Annotated in this window: 16 protein-coding genes and 1 pseudogene; 9 read left to right on the top strand and 8 right to left on the bottom strand. The window is 37.5% G+C overall.

Features of this window, described 5'->3' with window-relative positions; translation table 11 throughout:
- Nucleotides 1-385 precede the first annotated feature (385 nt).
- Nucleotides 386-2053: a hybrid sensor histidine kinase/response regulator gene (locus AC0L3W_RS11435; protein ID WP_409438840.1), complete on the top strand. Its 1668-nt coding sequence runs from the start codon at nt 386-388 to the stop codon at nt 2051-2053.
- 46 nt (nt 2054-2099) lie between these two features.
- On the opposite strand, the gene AC0L3W_RS11440 is transcribed toward AC0L3W_RS11435, so the two are convergent.
- A complete protein-coding gene (locus AC0L3W_RS11440; protein ID WP_290039436.1) occupies nt 2100-2738 on the bottom strand; it encodes a response regulator in 639 nt (212 codons plus the stop codon).
- 386 nt (nt 2739-3124) lie between these two features.
- Here AC0L3W_RS11440 and prmA point away from each other — a divergent pair, with 386 nt between their 5' ends.
- The 6 genes and pseudogenes from prmA to AC0L3W_RS11470 form a co-directional block, all read left to right on the top strand.
- Nucleotides 3125-4009 (top strand): 50S ribosomal protein L11 methyltransferase, encoded by an 885-nt coding sequence (gene prmA, locus AC0L3W_RS11445; protein WP_290039437.1) that lies wholly within the window; start codon nt 3125-3127, stop codon nt 4007-4009.
- Nucleotides 4010-4135: 126 nt separating this feature from the next.
- A complete protein-coding gene (dusB, locus tag AC0L3W_RS11450) occupies nt 4136-5098 on the top strand; it encodes a tRNA dihydrouridine synthase DusB (protein ID WP_290039438.1) in 963 nt (320 codons plus the stop codon).
- 18 nt (nt 5099-5116) lie between these two features.
- Complete coding sequence (gene fis / locus AC0L3W_RS11455) at nt 5117-5416, top strand: DNA-binding transcriptional regulator Fis (RefSeq protein ID WP_113820037.1); 300 nt, start codon at nt 5117-5119, stop codon at nt 5414-5416.
- Between the two features lie 255 nt (nt 5417-5671).
- Nucleotides 5672-6250: a YjaG family protein gene (locus AC0L3W_RS11460; protein ID WP_290039439.1), complete on the top strand. Its 579-nt coding sequence runs from the start codon at nt 5672-5674 to the stop codon at nt 6248-6250.
- 169 nt (nt 6251-6419) lie between these two features.
- Nucleotides 6420-6695 carry an HU family DNA-binding protein gene (locus tag AC0L3W_RS11465; protein WP_113820039.1) on the top strand — a complete coding sequence of 92 codons (276 nt, stop codon included), beginning with the start codon at nt 6420-6422 and terminating at the stop codon, nt 6693-6695.
- Nucleotides 6696-6920: 225 nt separating this feature from the next.
- A pseudogene (locus tag AC0L3W_RS11470) lies at nt 6921-7664 on the top strand (alpha/beta hydrolase family protein); the annotation flags it as partial.
- Between the two features lie 289 nt (nt 7665-7953).
- Here the strand turns inward: AC0L3W_RS11470 and purD are convergent.
- From purD to nudC, 5 genes are all read right to left on the bottom strand, one after another.
- Complete coding sequence (purD, locus tag AC0L3W_RS11475) at nt 7954-9240, bottom strand: phosphoribosylamine--glycine ligase (protein WP_290039441.1); 1287 nt, start codon at nt 9238-9240, stop codon at nt 7954-7956.
- A gap of 266 nt (nt 9241-9506) precedes the next feature.
- Nucleotides 9507-11099: a bifunctional phosphoribosylaminoimidazolecarboxamide formyltransferase/IMP cyclohydrolase gene (gene purH, locus AC0L3W_RS11480; protein ID WP_409438839.1), complete on the bottom strand. Its 1593-nt coding sequence runs from the start codon at nt 11097-11099 to the stop codon at nt 9507-9509.
- Between the two features lie 172 nt (nt 11100-11271).
- On the bottom strand, nt 11272-11769 hold the full coding sequence (locus AC0L3W_RS11485) for a GNAT family N-acetyltransferase (protein WP_290039443.1): 498 nt from the start codon (nt 11767-11769) through the stop codon (nt 11272-11274).
- A gap of 150 nt (nt 11770-11919) precedes the next feature.
- The gene (gene hemE / locus AC0L3W_RS11490) at nt 11920-12984 is read right to left on the bottom strand and encodes a uroporphyrinogen decarboxylase (RefSeq protein WP_409438838.1); all 1065 of its coding nucleotides are present in this window, start codon (nt 12982-12984) and stop codon (nt 11920-11922) included.
- A 129-nt stretch (nt 12985-13113) separates the two neighbouring features.
- Nucleotides 13114-13920 carry an NAD(+) diphosphatase gene (gene nudC, locus AC0L3W_RS11495; RefSeq protein ID WP_290039445.1) on the bottom strand — a complete coding sequence of 269 codons (807 nt, stop codon included), beginning with the start codon at nt 13918-13920 and terminating at the stop codon, nt 13114-13116.
- A gap of 428 nt (nt 13921-14348) precedes the next feature.
- On the opposite strand from nudC, the gene rsd reads away from it, so the two are divergent.
- Nucleotides 14349-14822 (top strand): sigma D regulator, encoded by a 474-nt coding sequence (rsd, locus tag AC0L3W_RS11500; protein ID WP_409438837.1) that lies wholly within the window; start codon nt 14349-14351, stop codon nt 14820-14822.
- Between the two features lie 88 nt (nt 14823-14910).
- On the opposite strand, the gene AC0L3W_RS11505 is transcribed toward rsd, so the two are convergent.
- Together AC0L3W_RS11505 and mepM are read right to left on the bottom strand one after the other, a co-directional pair.
- Nucleotides 14911-15252 (bottom strand): DUF3802 family protein, encoded by a 342-nt coding sequence (locus AC0L3W_RS11505; RefSeq protein ID WP_290039447.1) that lies wholly within the window; start codon nt 15250-15252, stop codon nt 14911-14913.
- Nucleotides 15253-15320: 68 nt separating this feature from the next.
- Nucleotides 15321-16622, bottom strand: coding sequence for a murein DD-endopeptidase MepM (gene mepM / locus AC0L3W_RS11510; protein WP_290039448.1), 1302 nt, complete (start codon nt 16620-16622; stop codon nt 15321-15323).
- A 279-nt stretch (nt 16623-16901) separates the two neighbouring features.
- Here mepM and metK point away from each other — a divergent pair, with 279 nt between their 5' ends.
- Nucleotides 16902-18050, top strand: a complete 1149-nt coding sequence (gene metK, locus AC0L3W_RS11515; protein WP_113820049.1) for a methionine adenosyltransferase — start codon at nt 16902-16904, stop codon at nt 18048-18050.

Below are 18050 nucleotides of genomic sequence, written 5' to 3' on the forward strand. Positions count from 1 at the left end.
TTAGCAAAATGAGCAAAAAAAACTATAAAATTCGTATTACAAACTTAAAAAAAGTCATTTAATTTCAAGAATGTTAAAAACTACCCGTTCGGGTAGTTACTTTCTGAAGAGGCTTGAGGCATTGTATAGTTGTCTTAAGGAATTGAGGCATAGTAGTACACCCACTTTGATGCCGACTAAATGGATTTTTTATTCGATTTGTAATAAAAAGACATATTACAGGCGAGCCTAACTTTGTTAGGCTTTTTTTTTGCCTTCCGTTTATACTATATTTATTCCGTTAACTCGCTCATACCTCAGATTAAAGATCCATTACTTGGAAATCTAATCAAACCTCGGTATACCAATAAGTTAATTTCAACAAATAGTTAAAATAGAGAGTGTAATGCACCAAGATACTTCCGATATACATCAAACAAGGTGGCAGTCATTACGTCATTTTAATATTGTGATCATGATTTCATTTATTTTCTTTTTTCTGATCGGCTCAGTACAAAGTTATAGTGCTTTAAATTCATCACCTATCTTTATCAGCACATATCATTTCCCTGTTTCGATATTATTATTCTCTATCGTAGCGTTATTTGGCCTAGTGAAGAAAAAAGAGACATTAACTCATTTTCTTATGCCAATAATCTGTTTTTCCATTACGCTTTTTGTCTCTATTAATAGCCACTTTCAAGAGCAAACTTATCAAAATAGTTTTTTATACTTAGTTTTATTACTCCCCTTTTTTTATTCTTATCTTTTTGCATACAGTAAAGCACAGCTCATATTTAATAATCTATTTTTAGCACTTTGTTACGTATTCTCTTCACTGCTAGGAGAAACCAGTACATTAGTATTTTTATTTAATAGCACTTTTTTAATAAGCTTGTCATACCTGACTATCTTTACCCCACACCGAACTCATAACGATCAACAAACCATTACAGAAGTGAAACAAGAAAGCACCAACTTATTGAGCCAACAAAGTGCGCGCTATTTGAAACGTATTGTGCATGATATTAGACAACCTTTAAGCAGCTTGTCTTTATATGGTCATTTATTAGAGAATAAATTGGCTGGAACTGCGCAAGAAAAACTAGCTAAAAATATTAAGCTGGCTTCAGAAGACTTGGATAGATGGATGGCAAGTTTATTGGATTTGGCACGCCTTGATAGCGGTACGATCACGCCTAAAATAAATGAGTTTAGTTTAGCATCTGCACTATTACCTTCGATTAAGAAATACCAACATCAAGCATCATCATCGGGAATAAAATTAACTAGCCGTTTATCTGAATTAACCGTTAAAAGTGATAAAAGATTATTAACGGAGATAGTCGAAGTATTACTGAGTAACGCCCTCATCCATGGCAAACAAACACCAGGCTCAAAAGTATTACTTAGCGTTCGACATTACAAAAATAAAGCATTACTGCAGGTTTGGAACCAAGGCTGTCAAATTGAAACTACCCTCTTTGAAAGCTTATTTGATGAAGTCGCATTAGCAGAAAACCTATTACACAATAAAACCAAAGGAGTCGGTTTAGGCTTAGCGGTAGCACAACGAAAAGCCTTATTGTGTAGCACAAAAATAGAGGCTGTTACTAACCAGCATGGTAGTCGTTTTAGTGTCATGTTAGAAACAGCAGAGCATGTTACCAAACATATTAATCTTAATAAATTTTCCAACATCTCTACACACTATAAAATATTATTAGTTGATGACGACCAAGGCATTTTAAATGCGTTAAGTATGTTGCTTGAAAACTGGGGATACATTGTTGACAGCGAAGAAACAGCAGAAGCTGGTTTACAAAAATATTACGCCAACCGTTACGACTTAATCATCACTGATTATCGCTTTCCTAACCATAAAACAGGGTTAGATATGATTAAAGAAATAAAAAAGAAAGATAATATCCCAGCCATTTTATTAACAGGTGAAGCTGACCCAGGGAAATTAAAAGAAGTTCAGGACACAGGAAAAATAATTAATTACAAAATTCTAAATAAACCGGTTAAACCAGCATCATTGAGATTTTTATTGAAACAGTTATTAAACTAAAAAATATAGAGCAATCTATCCAAGTATTAGGCAGCTTGAAATTTGATTAGACCTTTATTAAACCAAGCTTCAATGCTTTATCGACGGCTTGTATACGACTTGATGACCCAGAGACATCTAAAGCTGTATATAGGCCTTTTTGATGAAATTTAACTGTATCCTGCGAAATACATAGAATATCCGCAATTTCTCTGTTTTTTCTTCCTTCATGAATCAGTTTAAGAATTTGTAGCTGTCTTTCTGATAAGTGGAAGATTTCTTTATTTCTTTCTTCTAACTCAGCGATCTCTTGAATTTCTAAAGCAACATTTTCAGGTACAAAAATATCACCAGCAAAAACACTTTGTAAAGCATCTAGCATAGCGTCTGGAGAGTAAGACTTAGGGATAAAACCTGCTGCACCTTTTTGTAAGGCGTAATAAACATCTTGGTAGTCTTCACAGGCAGATAATACCACTACTGGAGAGACAACTTCTTGCTTCGTTAGTGCTTCTATTAACGCTAAGCCACTCATATCGGGCATATAGAGATCCATCAGAATCAAATCAGGTTGAATCTGTTTTATTTCTGGCAGCGCTTGAATTGGGCTGTCAAAAGTCATCACCGTATTGCCTTCATTTTCTAAGGTTAATTTTAGACCATATAAAAAAAGCTGGTGATCATCAATAATCACTATTTTATTCATTGAAACACCTTTCCTTTCTGAAACCCACTATTTCCAATGAAATCACTCGTCCTCATTCAGGAGTTAATTAGTATACTGTCTTTAAACACATTAAAACTTAAAAAGAGGTCAACAAAATACCATTTTCTATAAAATTGCGTTCTAAAACACTATAAATTTCAATATCTAAGCATATTATTATACCTATAAAAGTACTGAGGAAAGATACCTTAGAATAGGTAAATATAAATTTTTTTACATCCATTTCATTACATCAAGATGACAACTATTGAACATCAGTTGTCTATTCCAGTGATACTCAAATCCATTGCTAGCGCTATATTAATCAACTAATTCCCTGTATTCTTGCACCCTATCTATCTACCGTAATCAAAAAAGAGAAAATCATGCCTTGGATTCAGCTTAAATTAAATGCAAGCAACACAAATGCAGAAGCAATTGGTGAACTATTAATGGATAACGGAGCCCTATCTGCAACGTTTACAGACTCCCAAGACACACCTATTTTTGAACCTATGCCCGGTGAAACTCGTTTATGGGGAGATACAGACGTAACAGGCCTATATGACGCAGAAACAGATATGTTACCTGTAGTCGCTTTATTAAAAGCCAGCGATTTATTAGCTGATGACTTTGCGTTTAAAATAGAACAACTTGAAGATAAAGACTGGGTACGTGAATGGATGGATAATTTCCACCCAATGCAATTTGGTCAGCGTTTATGGATTTGCCCTAGCTGGAAGCCAGTTCCTGATGAAAATGCGGTTAACGTTATGTTAGACCCAGGACTTGCTTTTGGGACCGGCACTCACCCAACTACAGCTTTATGTCTAGCTTGGTTAGATGCACAAGACTTAAAAGATAAAGTGGTTATCGATTTCGGTTGTGGATCAGGAATTTTAGCTATTGCAGCATTAAAGTTAGGCGCTAAAAGAGTTATTGGGATCGATATCGACCCACAAGCAATTACCGCAAGTCGTGATAACGCCCAGCGTAACCAAGTATCAGACCAACTAGAGCTATATTTACCAGAAGATGCCCCTGAAGGGATCACTGCAGATGTTGTGGTAGCGAATATTCTTGCTGGTCCATTACGTGAACTATCAAATAATATTGAGTGTTTAGTAAAACCACAGGGTAAATTAGCATTATCTGGAATTTTAGAGCAACAAGCAGAGGAATTATTGTCCGTTTACGGTCAATGGTTCGATATGGATGCAGCTGAAATCAAAGAAGAATGGGCCCGTTTATCGGGGATAAAGCACGCTTAAATTACTGAGAACAAAGTGTTGCTCAATTTGCAAGCAAAATAATTTCAAAATGGTTAATAATTAACCTTTATTCTGGGTGAAAAAATGCGTAGACTACGCCGCCTTAACTTAGAGAACGCTTAGAATATGCGCATTGGACAGTATCAATTAGACAATAATCTTATTTTAGCCCCGATGGCTGGCGTCACTGATCGCCCTTTCAGAGAGCTTTGCCGAAAGCAAGGTGCTGGATTAGCCGTATCGGAAATGTTGTCATCCAATCCTCGTGTTTGGAATAGCACTAAATCTAAGTTACGAATGGACTACCATGACGAATCAGGTATTCGCTCTGTACAAATTGCTGGTTCTGAACCACTAGCGATGGCTAACGCTGCACAGTTAACCGTTCAGCAAGGTGCTCAGATCGTTGATATTAATATGGGTTGCCCAGCTAAAAAAGTGAATAAGAAAAAAGCAGGCTCAGCATTATTACCACACCCTGAATTAGTGAGAGCTATTTTAGAAAGTGTTGTTGATGCTGTCGATGTGCCTGTGACTTTGAAAATTCGCACTGGTTGGGATCCAGAAAATAGAAATGGATTAGAGATTGCACAGATCGCTGAAAAAGCAGGTATCCAAGCACTATCAGTGCACGGTCGTACACGCCAGTGCCTTTTTAAAGGCGAGGCTGAATACGACACTATAAAAACGATTAAAGAAAGTATAACAATCCCTGTGATTGCAAATGGTGACATTACCTCTGTAGAGAAAGCTAAATATGTGCTGGACCATACAGGGGCAGATGCCATTATGATTGGACGAGGCGCACAAGGTGCACCTTGGATATTCAATGAAATTAACCACTATCTAAACACCGGGCAACATGCTCAACGTTTAGCGCAAATGGACGTTACAGAAATACTCATAAATCATGTGCAAGCTTTGCATGTTTTTTATGGTGATGTAATGGGGCCTCGAATCGCTAGGAAGCACGTCGGGTGGTATTTAAAAGAGCAAGACAGGTTAGGTTATTTTAAGCGAAAATTTAATGCAATAGACAACGCCACCGAGCAGCTTATTGCGTTAGAAACTTATTTAAATCAATTGTAATTAAAAGAGTTAACACCCATGTTTGAACAAAATATTTCTCAAGAAGCACTGACTACAACAACTAATATTCCTGCTACAGGGCAAATAACTCAACGTCCATTACGTGACTCAGTACGTCAAGCTGTTTCAGGTTACGTGGCAAAATTGAACGGTCAAGATACGACTGAATTATATGAATTAGTATTGGCAGAAGTTGAAGCGCCAATGTTAGATATCATCATGCAATACACTCGTGGTAATCAAACTCGTGCAGCAACTATGCTAGGTATTAACCGCGGTACGTTACGCAAGAAGCTTAAAAAATACGGCATGGGCTAACCCTCACTTATTTTAATCTAAAAAAGCGATCTTAATGGTCGCTTTTTTTATGCCTGAAACCCGCTAAACAATCTAATGGCAATACCGCTAATTATCTACTCATTTGATTAACGGAGTTGGTATAACTTTACCAAGAAATATCCCCTTTCCTAAATGAATACATTATCTGTTCCCATAAAAGAATCAAATATATAAAGACAGAATGGTGATTTGCCTATAATCTTAACTTATTTTGAAAGTATCAATAGGACGATTATGTTATCGCTTTCCATTAATGACCGCCTGACTAACCTACAGGCTTGGCAACAAAGCGTGTTTTGCATGGCTTTAGCAGAGCAAAATATCACTCATTTCACCATGTTTAGCCAAGCTATTGACAGTGAAAATGCAGCTATTGCAGAAAATATTTTACAATTGTTTTGGGAAAAAATGACCGTAAAAGGCGCCAAAATTAACTTCACTATTCAAGAAGAAAACTTTGATGCTATTATTCCGGAAAGCAGTGATTATGATTTTTATGGTGTTTATCCAGCGGTAGATTATTGTGTCATTACGCAATGTATCTTCAATTCTTTTACCACTAAATCAAAAGAAGAAGCGCTTAATGCAAGCCAAACCAGTTTTGCAACTATCGCTAGTTTCATTGAATTACAGACAGACCAAGAAATTGATGAAGAAGAATTATTACAAGAGCCGTTATTTATTGAGCAATTAGCTCTACAAGAGACTTTACTTAATATGTTAGAAAATGAACGCAGCCCTGAACTTATTAAATCAATAAGAGTCCATATCAATGCGTTGGAAAGTACTAGCATTGGTATCTCAACGCTGTAGAATCACGCGAAATCATTATAATTTTGTGATTTTTAACACATTAAGGTAAATAAATTGCTACTTTCTTCATTTTTAAAGTGATTATGCTTTACTTGCAAGGAATGAATGCAATACATTAAATAAGTGTTTAAATTCTTACGCATATTTTTATACTAACGGAAGTCAAATAATGAACAAAACTCAACTTGTAGCAGACATCGCAGAAAAAGCAGACCTAACTAAAGTACAAGCTAAAGCAGCTTTAGAACAAATTTTAGCTAGTGTAACTGACAGTCTAAAAGATGGCGAACCAGTTCAACTAATCGGCTTTGGTACATTCAAAGTAAATCACCGTGCAGCACGTACAGGTCGTAACCCACAAACTGGTGCAGACATTGAAATTAAAGCAGCTAACGTTCCTGCTTTTGTTGCTGGTAAGGCGCTTAAAGAATCTGTAAACAAATAATCATTATTTGTGTCATAGAGACTATGACCTATTGTTAATGTTTAATTATATTAAACCCTCTTCTTAGAGGGTTTTTTTATATATACTCCTCTCGTATTTTTTCTCCCCACCTTTTTGTTTCAAAAATGTTAAATAATGTCAATATTCATGTTAATTTTACTAAAAATGTGATCTAATAGGCGTTTCTATTTATCAACATAATTTATTACTCATAAGGAGTCCAGCATGCGCCAAAAGGTAGAATTTACTAATGGAAGTAACATGCTTAGCGGTGTTTTAGAAACACCAACATCTGACATTAAATTTTACGCGCTATTTGCTCACTGTTTTACCTGCAGTAAAGATGTCGCAGCGGCATCTCGTATCAGTAAAGCATTAACAGCAAAAGGGATTGCTGTTTTCCGTTTTGATTTTACTGGGCTAGGTAGCAGTGCTGGGGATTTTTCGAATACTAACTTTTCATCTAATGTACGCGATTTAGTAGCTGCAGCTGATTTCTTACGTAAAGAGTATAATGCACCTAAACTATTAATCGGTCATAGCTTAGGTGGCGCAGCCGTATTAGGCGTTGCGAATAAATTAGCTGAAACTGTAGCGGTAGTAACCATTGGTGCTCCTTCAGATGCTGCACACGTTGCACATAACTTCTCTGACCATATTGATGAGATCAATACCAAAGGCGCTGCAAAAGTTAACTTAGCGGGTCGTGACTTCACCATACAAAAACAGTTTTTAGATGATATTAATAGTTACGGCAACAGCCATATTAGTAAACTAAAACGTGCCCTATTAGTCATGCATTCTCCTATCGATAATACAGTTAGCATTAAAGAAGCGGAAAAAATCTATCAAGCGGCATTACACCCTAAAAGTTTCGTCAGTTTAGATAAAGCCGATCATTTGTTAACCAGAAAAGAAGATGCTGAATACGCTGCAGATGTGATCGCAGCATGGGCAAACCGATACGTATTAACGCCGATTCGTATCGCGTCTTAAGTTATAAAAAATTAATACCAATTATATTAAATAAGTGTTCTAAAATTAGCACAGGAAAAATGATTTAGTTTGAGGCATAAATATCGTAAATAACTGTTTCATTTACGATATTTATATCGAAGAAATAAGTTATTTTAACAAGTGAAATAGATCAGTTAATGAGAATGATTGGTATAACTTGTTTATAGCAACAAAAAAGCCCCCGACACCTTATACATATAAGGTGTCGGGGGCTTTTTACGATCAGTACTTAACTGAGGTATTATTGCTCATTCTCACGTGCAATCGCACGGTAAGCAATATCGTTACGATGGAACATACCATCCCAACTAATTTGCTTAGTTAGCTCATAAGCCTTCTGTTGAGCTTCTGTGACAGTGTTTCCGAGTGCAGTTGCGCAAAGTACACGACCGCCGCTAGTCACTACCTGGCCATCTTTTTCTGCAGTACCGGCATGGAACACCTTAAGACCTTCACTTGCGCTTGGAATACCAGAAATAACATGGCCTTTAGTATAATCAGCTGGGTAACCGCCTGCAGCTAATACAACGCCAATTGCAGCACGAGTATCAAACTCTGCAACCATACCATCAAGCTCACCATTAACACCTGCTAAACACAAAGTAACTATGTCAGACTTCATGCGTAGCATAATAGGTTGAGTTTCTGGATCACCAAAACGACAATTGTATTCAATCACTTTAGGTGTGCCATCAGCCATGATCATAAGACCCGCGTATAAGAAGCCTGTGTAAGTATTACCTTCAGCAGCCATACCTTGCACTGTAGGGCGAATCACTAAGTCCATAATACGGTCATGCATTTCTTGCGTTACTACTGGTGCAGGAGAATAAGCGCCCATACCACCAGTATTTGGCCCAGTATCCCCATCACCAACACGTTTATGATCTTGGCTAGTAGCCATTGGCACAATGTTTTCACCATCTACCATTACAATAAATGAAGCTTCTTCACCATCTAAGAACTCTTCAATCACAACACGATGGCCAGCTTCACCAAATGCATTACCCGCTAACATATCTTGAATAGCATCTTCGGCTTCTTGTAATGTCATCGCAACGATCACGCCCTTACCAGCAGCAAGACCATCGGCTTTAATTACAATTGGAGCGCCTTTTTCACGTACATAAGCCAAAGCAGGTTCAATTTCAGTGAAATTCTCGTACCATGCAGTTGGGATATCATGACGCGCTAAAAAGTCTTTAGTAAAGGCTTTAGAACCTTCTAGCTGTGCAGCGCCTTTAGTAGGTCCAAAACAAGCTAGTTTTGCTTCACGGAAGGCATCAACTACACCAATCACTAAGGGTGCTTCAGGGCCAACAATCGTCAGTTCAACATTGTTTTCTTTAGCAAAAGTGACTAAAGCATCGATATCTTCAACACCGATATTAACGTTAGACACTTTATCTTCTAGTGCACTACCCGCATTACCAGGTGCAACAAAGACATTCTTAACTTCAGGGTTTTGTGCCGCTTTCCATGCTAATGCATGCTCACGACCACCATTACCAATAATCAGTACATTCATATTACATCCTCACACAGTGCAGATCGTTGTTATTTCAGCGCTATTTTCTCGTCAAAAGTACTCATTTAGCGTGCTAAACTCCGTGCTTTATTGTCAAACTAACTTGAAATAACTCTGGCTCTGAACCGCTTACATCATTTGGATAAAAAGGTGACAAATAGCCACCTCATTAACTAATTCATTTCATTGTATTTTTGCTAAGTGATTTAGTTTGAAGTCAAGGCAAAAGCGCCGAGTTCGAGCTAAAGCACGACACAAAAAATCAATTAATGACGGAAGTGACGCATTCCTGTGAATACCATCGCCATGTTATGTTCATCAGCAGCCGCGATAACTTCATCGTCACGCATTGAGCCACCTGGTTGAATCACACAGCTAATACCCGCTTCAGCAGCGGCATCAATACCGTCACGGAATGGGAAGAATGCATCAGAGGCCATAACAGAACCTTCCACAACTAGATTTTCATCTGCTGCTTTAATACCTGCAATTTTAGCACTGTAAACACGGCTCATTTGGCCTGCACCAACACCGACTGTTGTGCTGTTCTTAACATAAACAATGGCGTTTGATTTTACAAATTTAGCCACTTTCCAGCTAAACAGTAAATCGCTCATTTCTGATTCTGTAGGTTGACGTTTAGACACCACTTTCAGGTCGTCTAGCCCTACCATACCTTGGTCACGATCTTGTACTAATAAACCGCCGTTAACACGTTTAATGTCAAACTCTGTAGTTTTCGTCGCCCATTCACCACACTCTAATAGACGTAAGTTCTTTTTCGTAGCTACGATTTTTGCAGCTTCTTTACTAACAGAAGGGGCGATGATCACTTCAACAAATTGGCGAGAAGTAATTGCTTCTGCCGTAACTGCATCTAACTCGCGGTTAAAGGCGATGATCCCGCCGAATGCTGAAGTTGGGTCTGTTTTGTATGCGCCTTCGTAAGCATCAAGAATAGTACCAGCCACTGCAACACCACATGGATTTGCATGTTTAACGATCACACAAGCTGGCTCAGAGAATTCTTTAACACATTCTAATGCTGCATCAGTATCAGCAATGTTATTGTAAGATAATGCTTTACCTTGTAATTGTGTTGCCGTTGAAACTGATGCTTCTTGAATATTGTTTTCAACATAGAAAGCTGCTGCTTGGTGTGAGTTTTCACCATAGCGCATATCTTGTTTTTTCTGGAATTGAGCATTGAAAGTACGTGGGAATTTAGATTCCTCATCGCCTTCATTGTTCTCACCGTAAGTTGGCACCATAGTACCAAAGTAGTTTGCAATCATGCCGTCATATTGAGCTGTATGCTCATAAGCAGCAATCGCTAAATCAAAGCGTGTTTTGTAAACTAAACTTCCATCATTTTCATTCATTTCAGACAGAATGCAACCGTAGTCAGAAGCGTTTACAACAATAGCAACATCTTTATGATTTTTTGCAGCAGCACGTACCATAGTTGGTCCGCCGATATCGATGTTTTCGATAGCATCTTCTAACTTACAATCTGGGTTTGCAACAGTTGCAGCAAATGGGTATAAATTAACCACTACCATATCAATTGCTTGAATATCATTGCTTGCCATAATATCTTCATCGATACCGCGACGAGCAAGAATGCCACCATGAATTTTAGGATGTAAAGTTTTTACACGACCGTCCATCATTTCTGGAAAACCAGTGTAATCAGAAACTTCCGTCACTTTAATGTTATTTTCTGCAAGTAATTTACATGTGCCGCCCGTTGATAGAATATCAACCCCTTTGTCAGCTAATTCACGTGCAAACTCTACAATACCAGTTTTATCAGAAACACTGATCAGTGCTCGTTTAATTGTTCGGCTATTTTCCATTATCTTTCACATTCCTCGGTTAATGTTTTCATCGGTGAAACATTCAATTGATTGGCTTTTCCAAAAAGTTGAACTTGCGCGCATTCTACCCGAATCGAAAGCATTTTATTCACTTTGTTAAATAAAAAAGCAAAAAAATATAGGAATTAACCTCAATCATTCACAAGCGAGCTCACAATCCCCTTTTATAGAGGTAACTAGCAATACCACGGCATGTCACCTCTTTGGTTTTTTGAAAGTTTAGTGCACTCATCAATTGCATGTTGAGTTGGTTCTTTTGTGAAATGACAGTTTGTAATTCAGGCAACTGATACACAATAAGTAATTGCTCAACGAGTAAGCTTAAGGTAGGTAATAAATCTTGGTGATCATGGAAATCTGGCAATAGACGAAGAATAAATGAAGGTTCGATTTGGTCATCAATAAAGCAGTCTTGTAAACCTGTACATCCAATGACAAACCCACTCTTAACACATTGAATAGCATACATTTTATGTTTTTTATTATTCAGTAAGGTGTCAAAACAGTCATTTGCTTGTTGCTCTGATAGGATGCCAGTAATGCTATATTTCATACACAATGGGTGCTGTACTAATTGTACAAAATCTTGTTTGTCTTCGGCGGTAAAGGGGCGAACGGTTAGTTGCTGATGCTCAATAAACAAAGACATATTAACCTCATTGATAACAAATGAGAGTTTATCATATCGTTCAAAAAACAAACAACTAACCTTAGTGGGTTAAAAATGAGAGATCAATACAAATAAAAAACATGCCGAAGCATGTTTTATTAAGTCAAATTTAAATCCAATTTTGTACGCTTACTGATGATAATGAGTACTTAATTCATGCACCGCATCAACAAACACTTTCGCATTTTCTGGTGGTACGTCTAAGTGAATACCATGCCCCAAGTTAAAGACATGACCAGAGCCTTTACCGAAGCCATCTAAAATAGTAGCGACCTCTTCTCGAATGCGTTCAGGTGATGCATATAACATAGATGGATCCATATTACCTTGTAGCGCAACGCGGGAGCCTACACGTGCTTTTGCTTCTTTAATATCAATCGTCCAATCTAAACCTATGCCATCACAACCAGTATCTGCAATCTTCTCGATCCATTGACCGCCATTCTTAGTGAATAAGGTAACAGGTACTTTTTCCCCTTCATAATTACGGATTAAACCATCAACAATTTTATGCATATATTGTAATGAGAAATCCTGGTAATCACGTGGCGATAAAATCCCTCCCCAAGTGTCAAAGACCATTACCGACTGTGCGCCAGCTTTAATTTGTGCGTTAAGGTAACTGATCACTGAATCAGCCAACTTATCTAATAATGTATGTAAAATTTGCGGGTCAGCAAATGCCATTTTTTTAATTTTAGTGAAAAATTTTGAACCACTTCCCTCGATCATATAAGTCGCTAATGTCCAAGGGCTTCCGGAGAAACCAATTAATGGCACTTCACCTTTTAAATCACGACGAATAGTACGAACCGCATTCATTACATACTGAAGCTCACCTTCAGGGTCAGGCATGATTAAGTTGTCTACATCTTTTTTACAGCGAATAGGGCGTTCAAATTTAGGGCCTTCTCCCTCCGAGAAGTATAAACCTAAGCCCATTGCATCTGGGATAGTTAAAATATCAGAAAATAAAATAGCAGCATCAAGGTCAAAACGACGTAGAGGCTGTAAGGTTACTTCACAGGCTAAATCAGCACTACGACATAGTGACATGAAATCACCAGCTTGAGCACGAGTCGCTTTATATTCTGGTAGATAGCGTCCTGCTTGGCGCATCATCCAGACAGGCGTTTTATCTACTTCTTTCTTTAGCAAAGCACGAATATAGCGATCGTTTTTTAAATCTGTCATTAGTAACCTTTTCTATTTTAGCTATTGATAGCTTTTATGCGATAATTCTAAATTATTGATAGAATATACCTTCCTTTACTTCATAAATGAATTTGGTATTACCTATCACTTCGATACCTAAGCCCTAGCTTAACGACATCGCTTTAATGTTTTCTCAATTAATTTCCGCGCAATTGTGCCATGCTTTGGTACGATTGGTAAATTATCAATATCATACCAATTGGCTTCCACTAGCTCATGCGGATCTACCACAATCTCTCCGGATGCATAATCAGCTATAAATCCCATCATCAGAGAATGTGGAAAAGGCCAAGGCTGACTGCTCACATATTGAATATTTTTGACCTTCAACCCTACTTCTTCATAGACTTCTCGCTCGACACAGGCTTCTAAGCTTTCTCCTGCTTCAGTAAAACCTGCTAAGGTTGTATAAACGGGGTAATTGTCTTTGTGATGACGACTGTGCAAGGCTAATAATATTTTTTTCTTATGGCGAATAGCCACAATAATACAAGGTGATACACGAGGATAAGCGCGATGTTGGCAGTGATAGCACTTCATTGCAATTTCCCAATCTATAGGGTTCATTTTTTGCCCACATTGCCCGCAAAATTGGTGCGTTTTATAAAACAGACTAATTTGAAAGGCACGTCCTGTCATATCAAAAAGCAGATCATCAACACGCCCTAACAAGGAGCGCAGACCAACATATTCTCCGATTCCTACATCCAAGGGTTCAGGTAAATCCACAAGATAACAAGGCTGTTCCATGTAGTGCCCTAATAATCGCTTGTTTTTAGTTATGCCATCGGGAAAAGGTAACTCACTAATACATCCAAAAGGGATAAAATCACCTTTATCTAATGCGACTAATTTACCCTGTGATAAAATAAACCACCATGCATTTAGCTCGTCTTTTGTACTCAATTCAGCCATAACCACACTCTTGTAAAAATGAAACAATATAATGCAACACTGAATGGGTATTAAACAAGTCTTCTAACGAGCAAATTTGTTATTGATAATCAACAAATAATCATAGCCATCACCGTTATTATAAGTAATGATATGGACACTTTATTTATGTCTGCCCTTTTACAATGGGCATAAGTTCACAGTAAATTGTCAATAGGTTGTGTAAACTAAATGTCTATTTGTGTTAATAAATTATATTAAATAAGTGGTCTAAATTTTGTGTATGAAAAATGGCTTAGTTTAAGGCGTAATTTTAGTTAAATAGTTGTTCCATTGACGAAAATTACAACGAATAAATAAGTTATTTTAACCAGTAAAATAGATCAATTAATTGATGAATTAGTTTATTAACCTAAGTCATTGATGACGATTCACTTACAGGAGGTTTTATGCTTAAAAAACTAAAGCAAGCAAAAGAGGAATGGGGTGGCACACTGTCTATCTTAGATAACTGGCTAGATGAACGACAAATACTGGTTATTTTATATTGTAAGTTAGCAGGGTTACCACCTTACCAACAAGAAAAGCGTAGCTTACCTGAACAAGCTGTTATTACTGAGTTTTGCCAAGTGCTATTAGACTATGCTTCTACCGGCCACTTTGAAATTTATGAACAAATTATCGAAAAATCAAAGCTAGATGGCGAAGAGAACCTGAAAATAGCGCAAGAGCTCTATTCTAAAATAAACAGTACAACAGATACTGCGCTCAATTTTAATGATACCTATGCAGAAAATGCGTCGGACCAAACTTTACTGAACTTTGATCGTGACCTTTCAGAGTTAGGACAAGTAATGGAAAGTCGATTTGAACGAGAAGATAAACTATTAGAAGTGGTGCATCTACATCATACTTTTGCATAATAATGGCTGAGTAACTTCATATAATCTATGGGGCATCAATCAAGCTAAAAGCATGCTTTTAGCTTGATTGATGACAAACTTGAATACTTTATAAATAAGGTACTTGAGAATCTAAACTGTTTTTAACTAACAGAAAATACTCTTTAATAAATTCAATTTGCTCTTGTGAAGCTTTGTACTCCCAACACTTCCCTAATATTTGCTCAATATCTTCTACTAACTTATCCCCTTCAGCCACTACCATTAAACGTGTTTCATTACTTAATTGCGGTTGCTGCTCACAAAAACTCATTAATAGTTGTGATACTTCGTCTAAAACAATATCTGCAATCACTTCGCCTGTAGCAGGTCTTGAGCTACCTTCAAAGATACTTAAATTGTCAGCAAAGTAACCAATGCATGCATCGTATGCATCACTTTTTAATAACATAATGTATGTCTCTATCTAATAATATACTTAATAGCTAATATCACTATTTTAAGCAATATTTGGAATAATTAAAGCTCGCCCATTTCACGTAATGACAAGTCACGACGTTTATTAAAGGCTTTACGCTCTTTTTCAGGCACTTTTTGAGATAATGGTAAATTCACCTTCATTGCATCCACAGGTTTATTATAAACATGGAACTCATAGTGTAAATGAGCCCCAGTAGAACGTCCTGTATTACCAGACTTAGCAATAAGCTTACCCATCTCTACACGTTGTCCTTTACGAACAAGGATTTTGCTCAAGTGTAAAAAACGCGTTGTATACTTACGACCGTGTTTGATCACGATATAGTTACCTGCCGCGGGATGGTAACCCGCACGAACCACAACACCATCACCCGTTGCATAAACATTTGTACCAACTGGCACAGCAAAATCAGTCCCGTTATGCGGACTTATACGTTTAGTAATAGGATGTAATCGACGCGGATTAAAGCGAGAGCTAATTCTTGGATGTCCGTTAACTGGATATCGACGGTAAGCTTTCGTTAATCCTTTGCCATCTTTATCGTAATAACGCCCGTCTTCATTGAGGAAGGCAGTGTAGTTACGCGACTTTGTTTTAATGATGACCGCCAACACCTCACTATCAAAACTATAAGCTCCTTCAATATATTGTTTGGCAACTAACACATGGAATGTATCACCCGCTCGTAATTGGCGATTGAAATCAAATTGATCCTGCAATGCACTTGATACCTGTTGAATTTGGCTAGCTGATAATCCACTTTTTTTTGCACTAACGTAAAAGCTACCAGTCACACTTCCCTGGTAATAGCTATTACGCCATTCGCCCTTTTTTATATCTAACTTTGATACATAGGCCCCATCCTTTAATACAAAGCTAAGGGTATTTGCTCGGTCAATAATCACTTTTAACGCTAATAATTGATTATCAGGGCTAATTAATAATTGTACTTCTTGGCCTGGTAGTAAATTGGCTAAACGAAGATATTCCGTATCAGCTTCTAACAATTCTTGCAGCACCGCAGCAGATATTCCTTCATCGGAGAATATCTCACTTAACGTATCACCCGCAGAGATTGTTTTTTGTATTTCTCGATTACCGGAGAACTCGGGAAATAATTTATCACTACCAACATTGATAGCATCCAAAGGCTCTGCAACAGCATAATCCCCTTTCGCTGTTTCACTAATTGGCAATACTAGCTCACGTTTGATTTTTTTATTTTTATCCCCATGAGTGGGAATTAAGCTAATGATAAGTAGGAGAAGAAATAAAGAAATAACCACCCAAAAATGCAAACGAGGCAAGTTATTTACAAAGAAAAGTGCTTTTTTAAACATGATTTTACATTGGAGCAACAAAGACATAAACGATCTCGATTAGACAGGGAAAAAACATAACCGCAAAATTTAAATGTTTGCGAGTATAACCCATAGAAAAGCTATGTTTAAGACAAATAAACAGCAATTTTATTGTTCTACGACTATTAAAGTAAGAAAACAGTTCTATCTTATTTAAAAATAATAGGGTGTTATCCATCATAAAAAAATGTATTATAGACGTCTAGATGTAAAAACATCCAAAGAATGTTAATTTAAATATCCCGAATAGGAGTTCACATGTCACGTGACTTATTTACTTCAGAGTCTGTTTCTGAAGGTCATCCAGATAAAATCGCCGATCAAATTTCTGATGCGGTACTTGATGCAATTTTAGAGCAAGATACTAAAGCACGTGTTGCTTGTGAAACCTACGTAAAAACAGGCATGGTAATGGTAGGTGGTGAAATCACTACTGATGCTTGGGTCGATATTGAAGAGATTACGCGTAAAACAGTACGTGATATTGGTTACACTAGTTCAGAAATGGGTTTTGATGCTGATTCTTGTGCGGTATTAAATGTAGTAGGTAAGCAATCGCCAGATATCAACCAAGGTGTTGACCGTTCAGATCCACGTGAGCAAGGGGCTGGTGACCAAGGTTTAATGTTTGGTTATGCAACTAATGAAACTGAAGTTTACATGCCAGCACCAGTGACTTACGCACATCGCCTTGTTAAAAAACAAGCCGAAGTACGTAAAAGTGGTCAACTAGATTGGTTACGCCCAGATGCAAAAAGCCAAGTAACGTTCGCTTATGACCAAGGCAAAATTGTAGGTATCGATGCGGTTGTATTATCAACACAGCACCGTGAAGATATTAAACAATCAGATTTAGTTGAAGCGGTAATGGAAGAGATCATTAAACCAGTACTACCAGCAGAACTATTATCTGAACGTACTAAATTCCATATCAACCCAACAGGTCGCTTTGTTATTGGTGGTCCGGTAGGTGACTGTGGTTTAACAGGTCGTAAAATCATTGTTGATACATATGGCGGTACAGCTCGTCACGGTGGTGGTGCATTCTCAGGTAAAGATCCATCAAAAGTTGACCGTAGTGCAGCATACGCAGCTCGTTATGTAGCAAAAAATATTGTTGCTGCTGGTTTAGCTGATCGTTGTGAAATCCAAGTATCTTATGCAATTGGTGTTGCCGAGCCAACATCAATCAGTGTAGAAACATTTGGCACTGAAAAAGTAGCAAAAGGCTTAATCGTAAGCTTAGTCAGTGAACACTTTGATTTACGTCCATACGGATTAATTGAAATGTTAGACCTAATCAAGCCAATCTACCAAGAAACGGCTGCTTATGGTCACTTCGGTCGTGAGCAATTCCCTTGGGAATCACTAGATAAAGTAGAAGCTCTAAAAGCAGCGGCATTTTAA

The organism is Psychromonas sp. KJ10-5 (assembly GCF_055808325.1).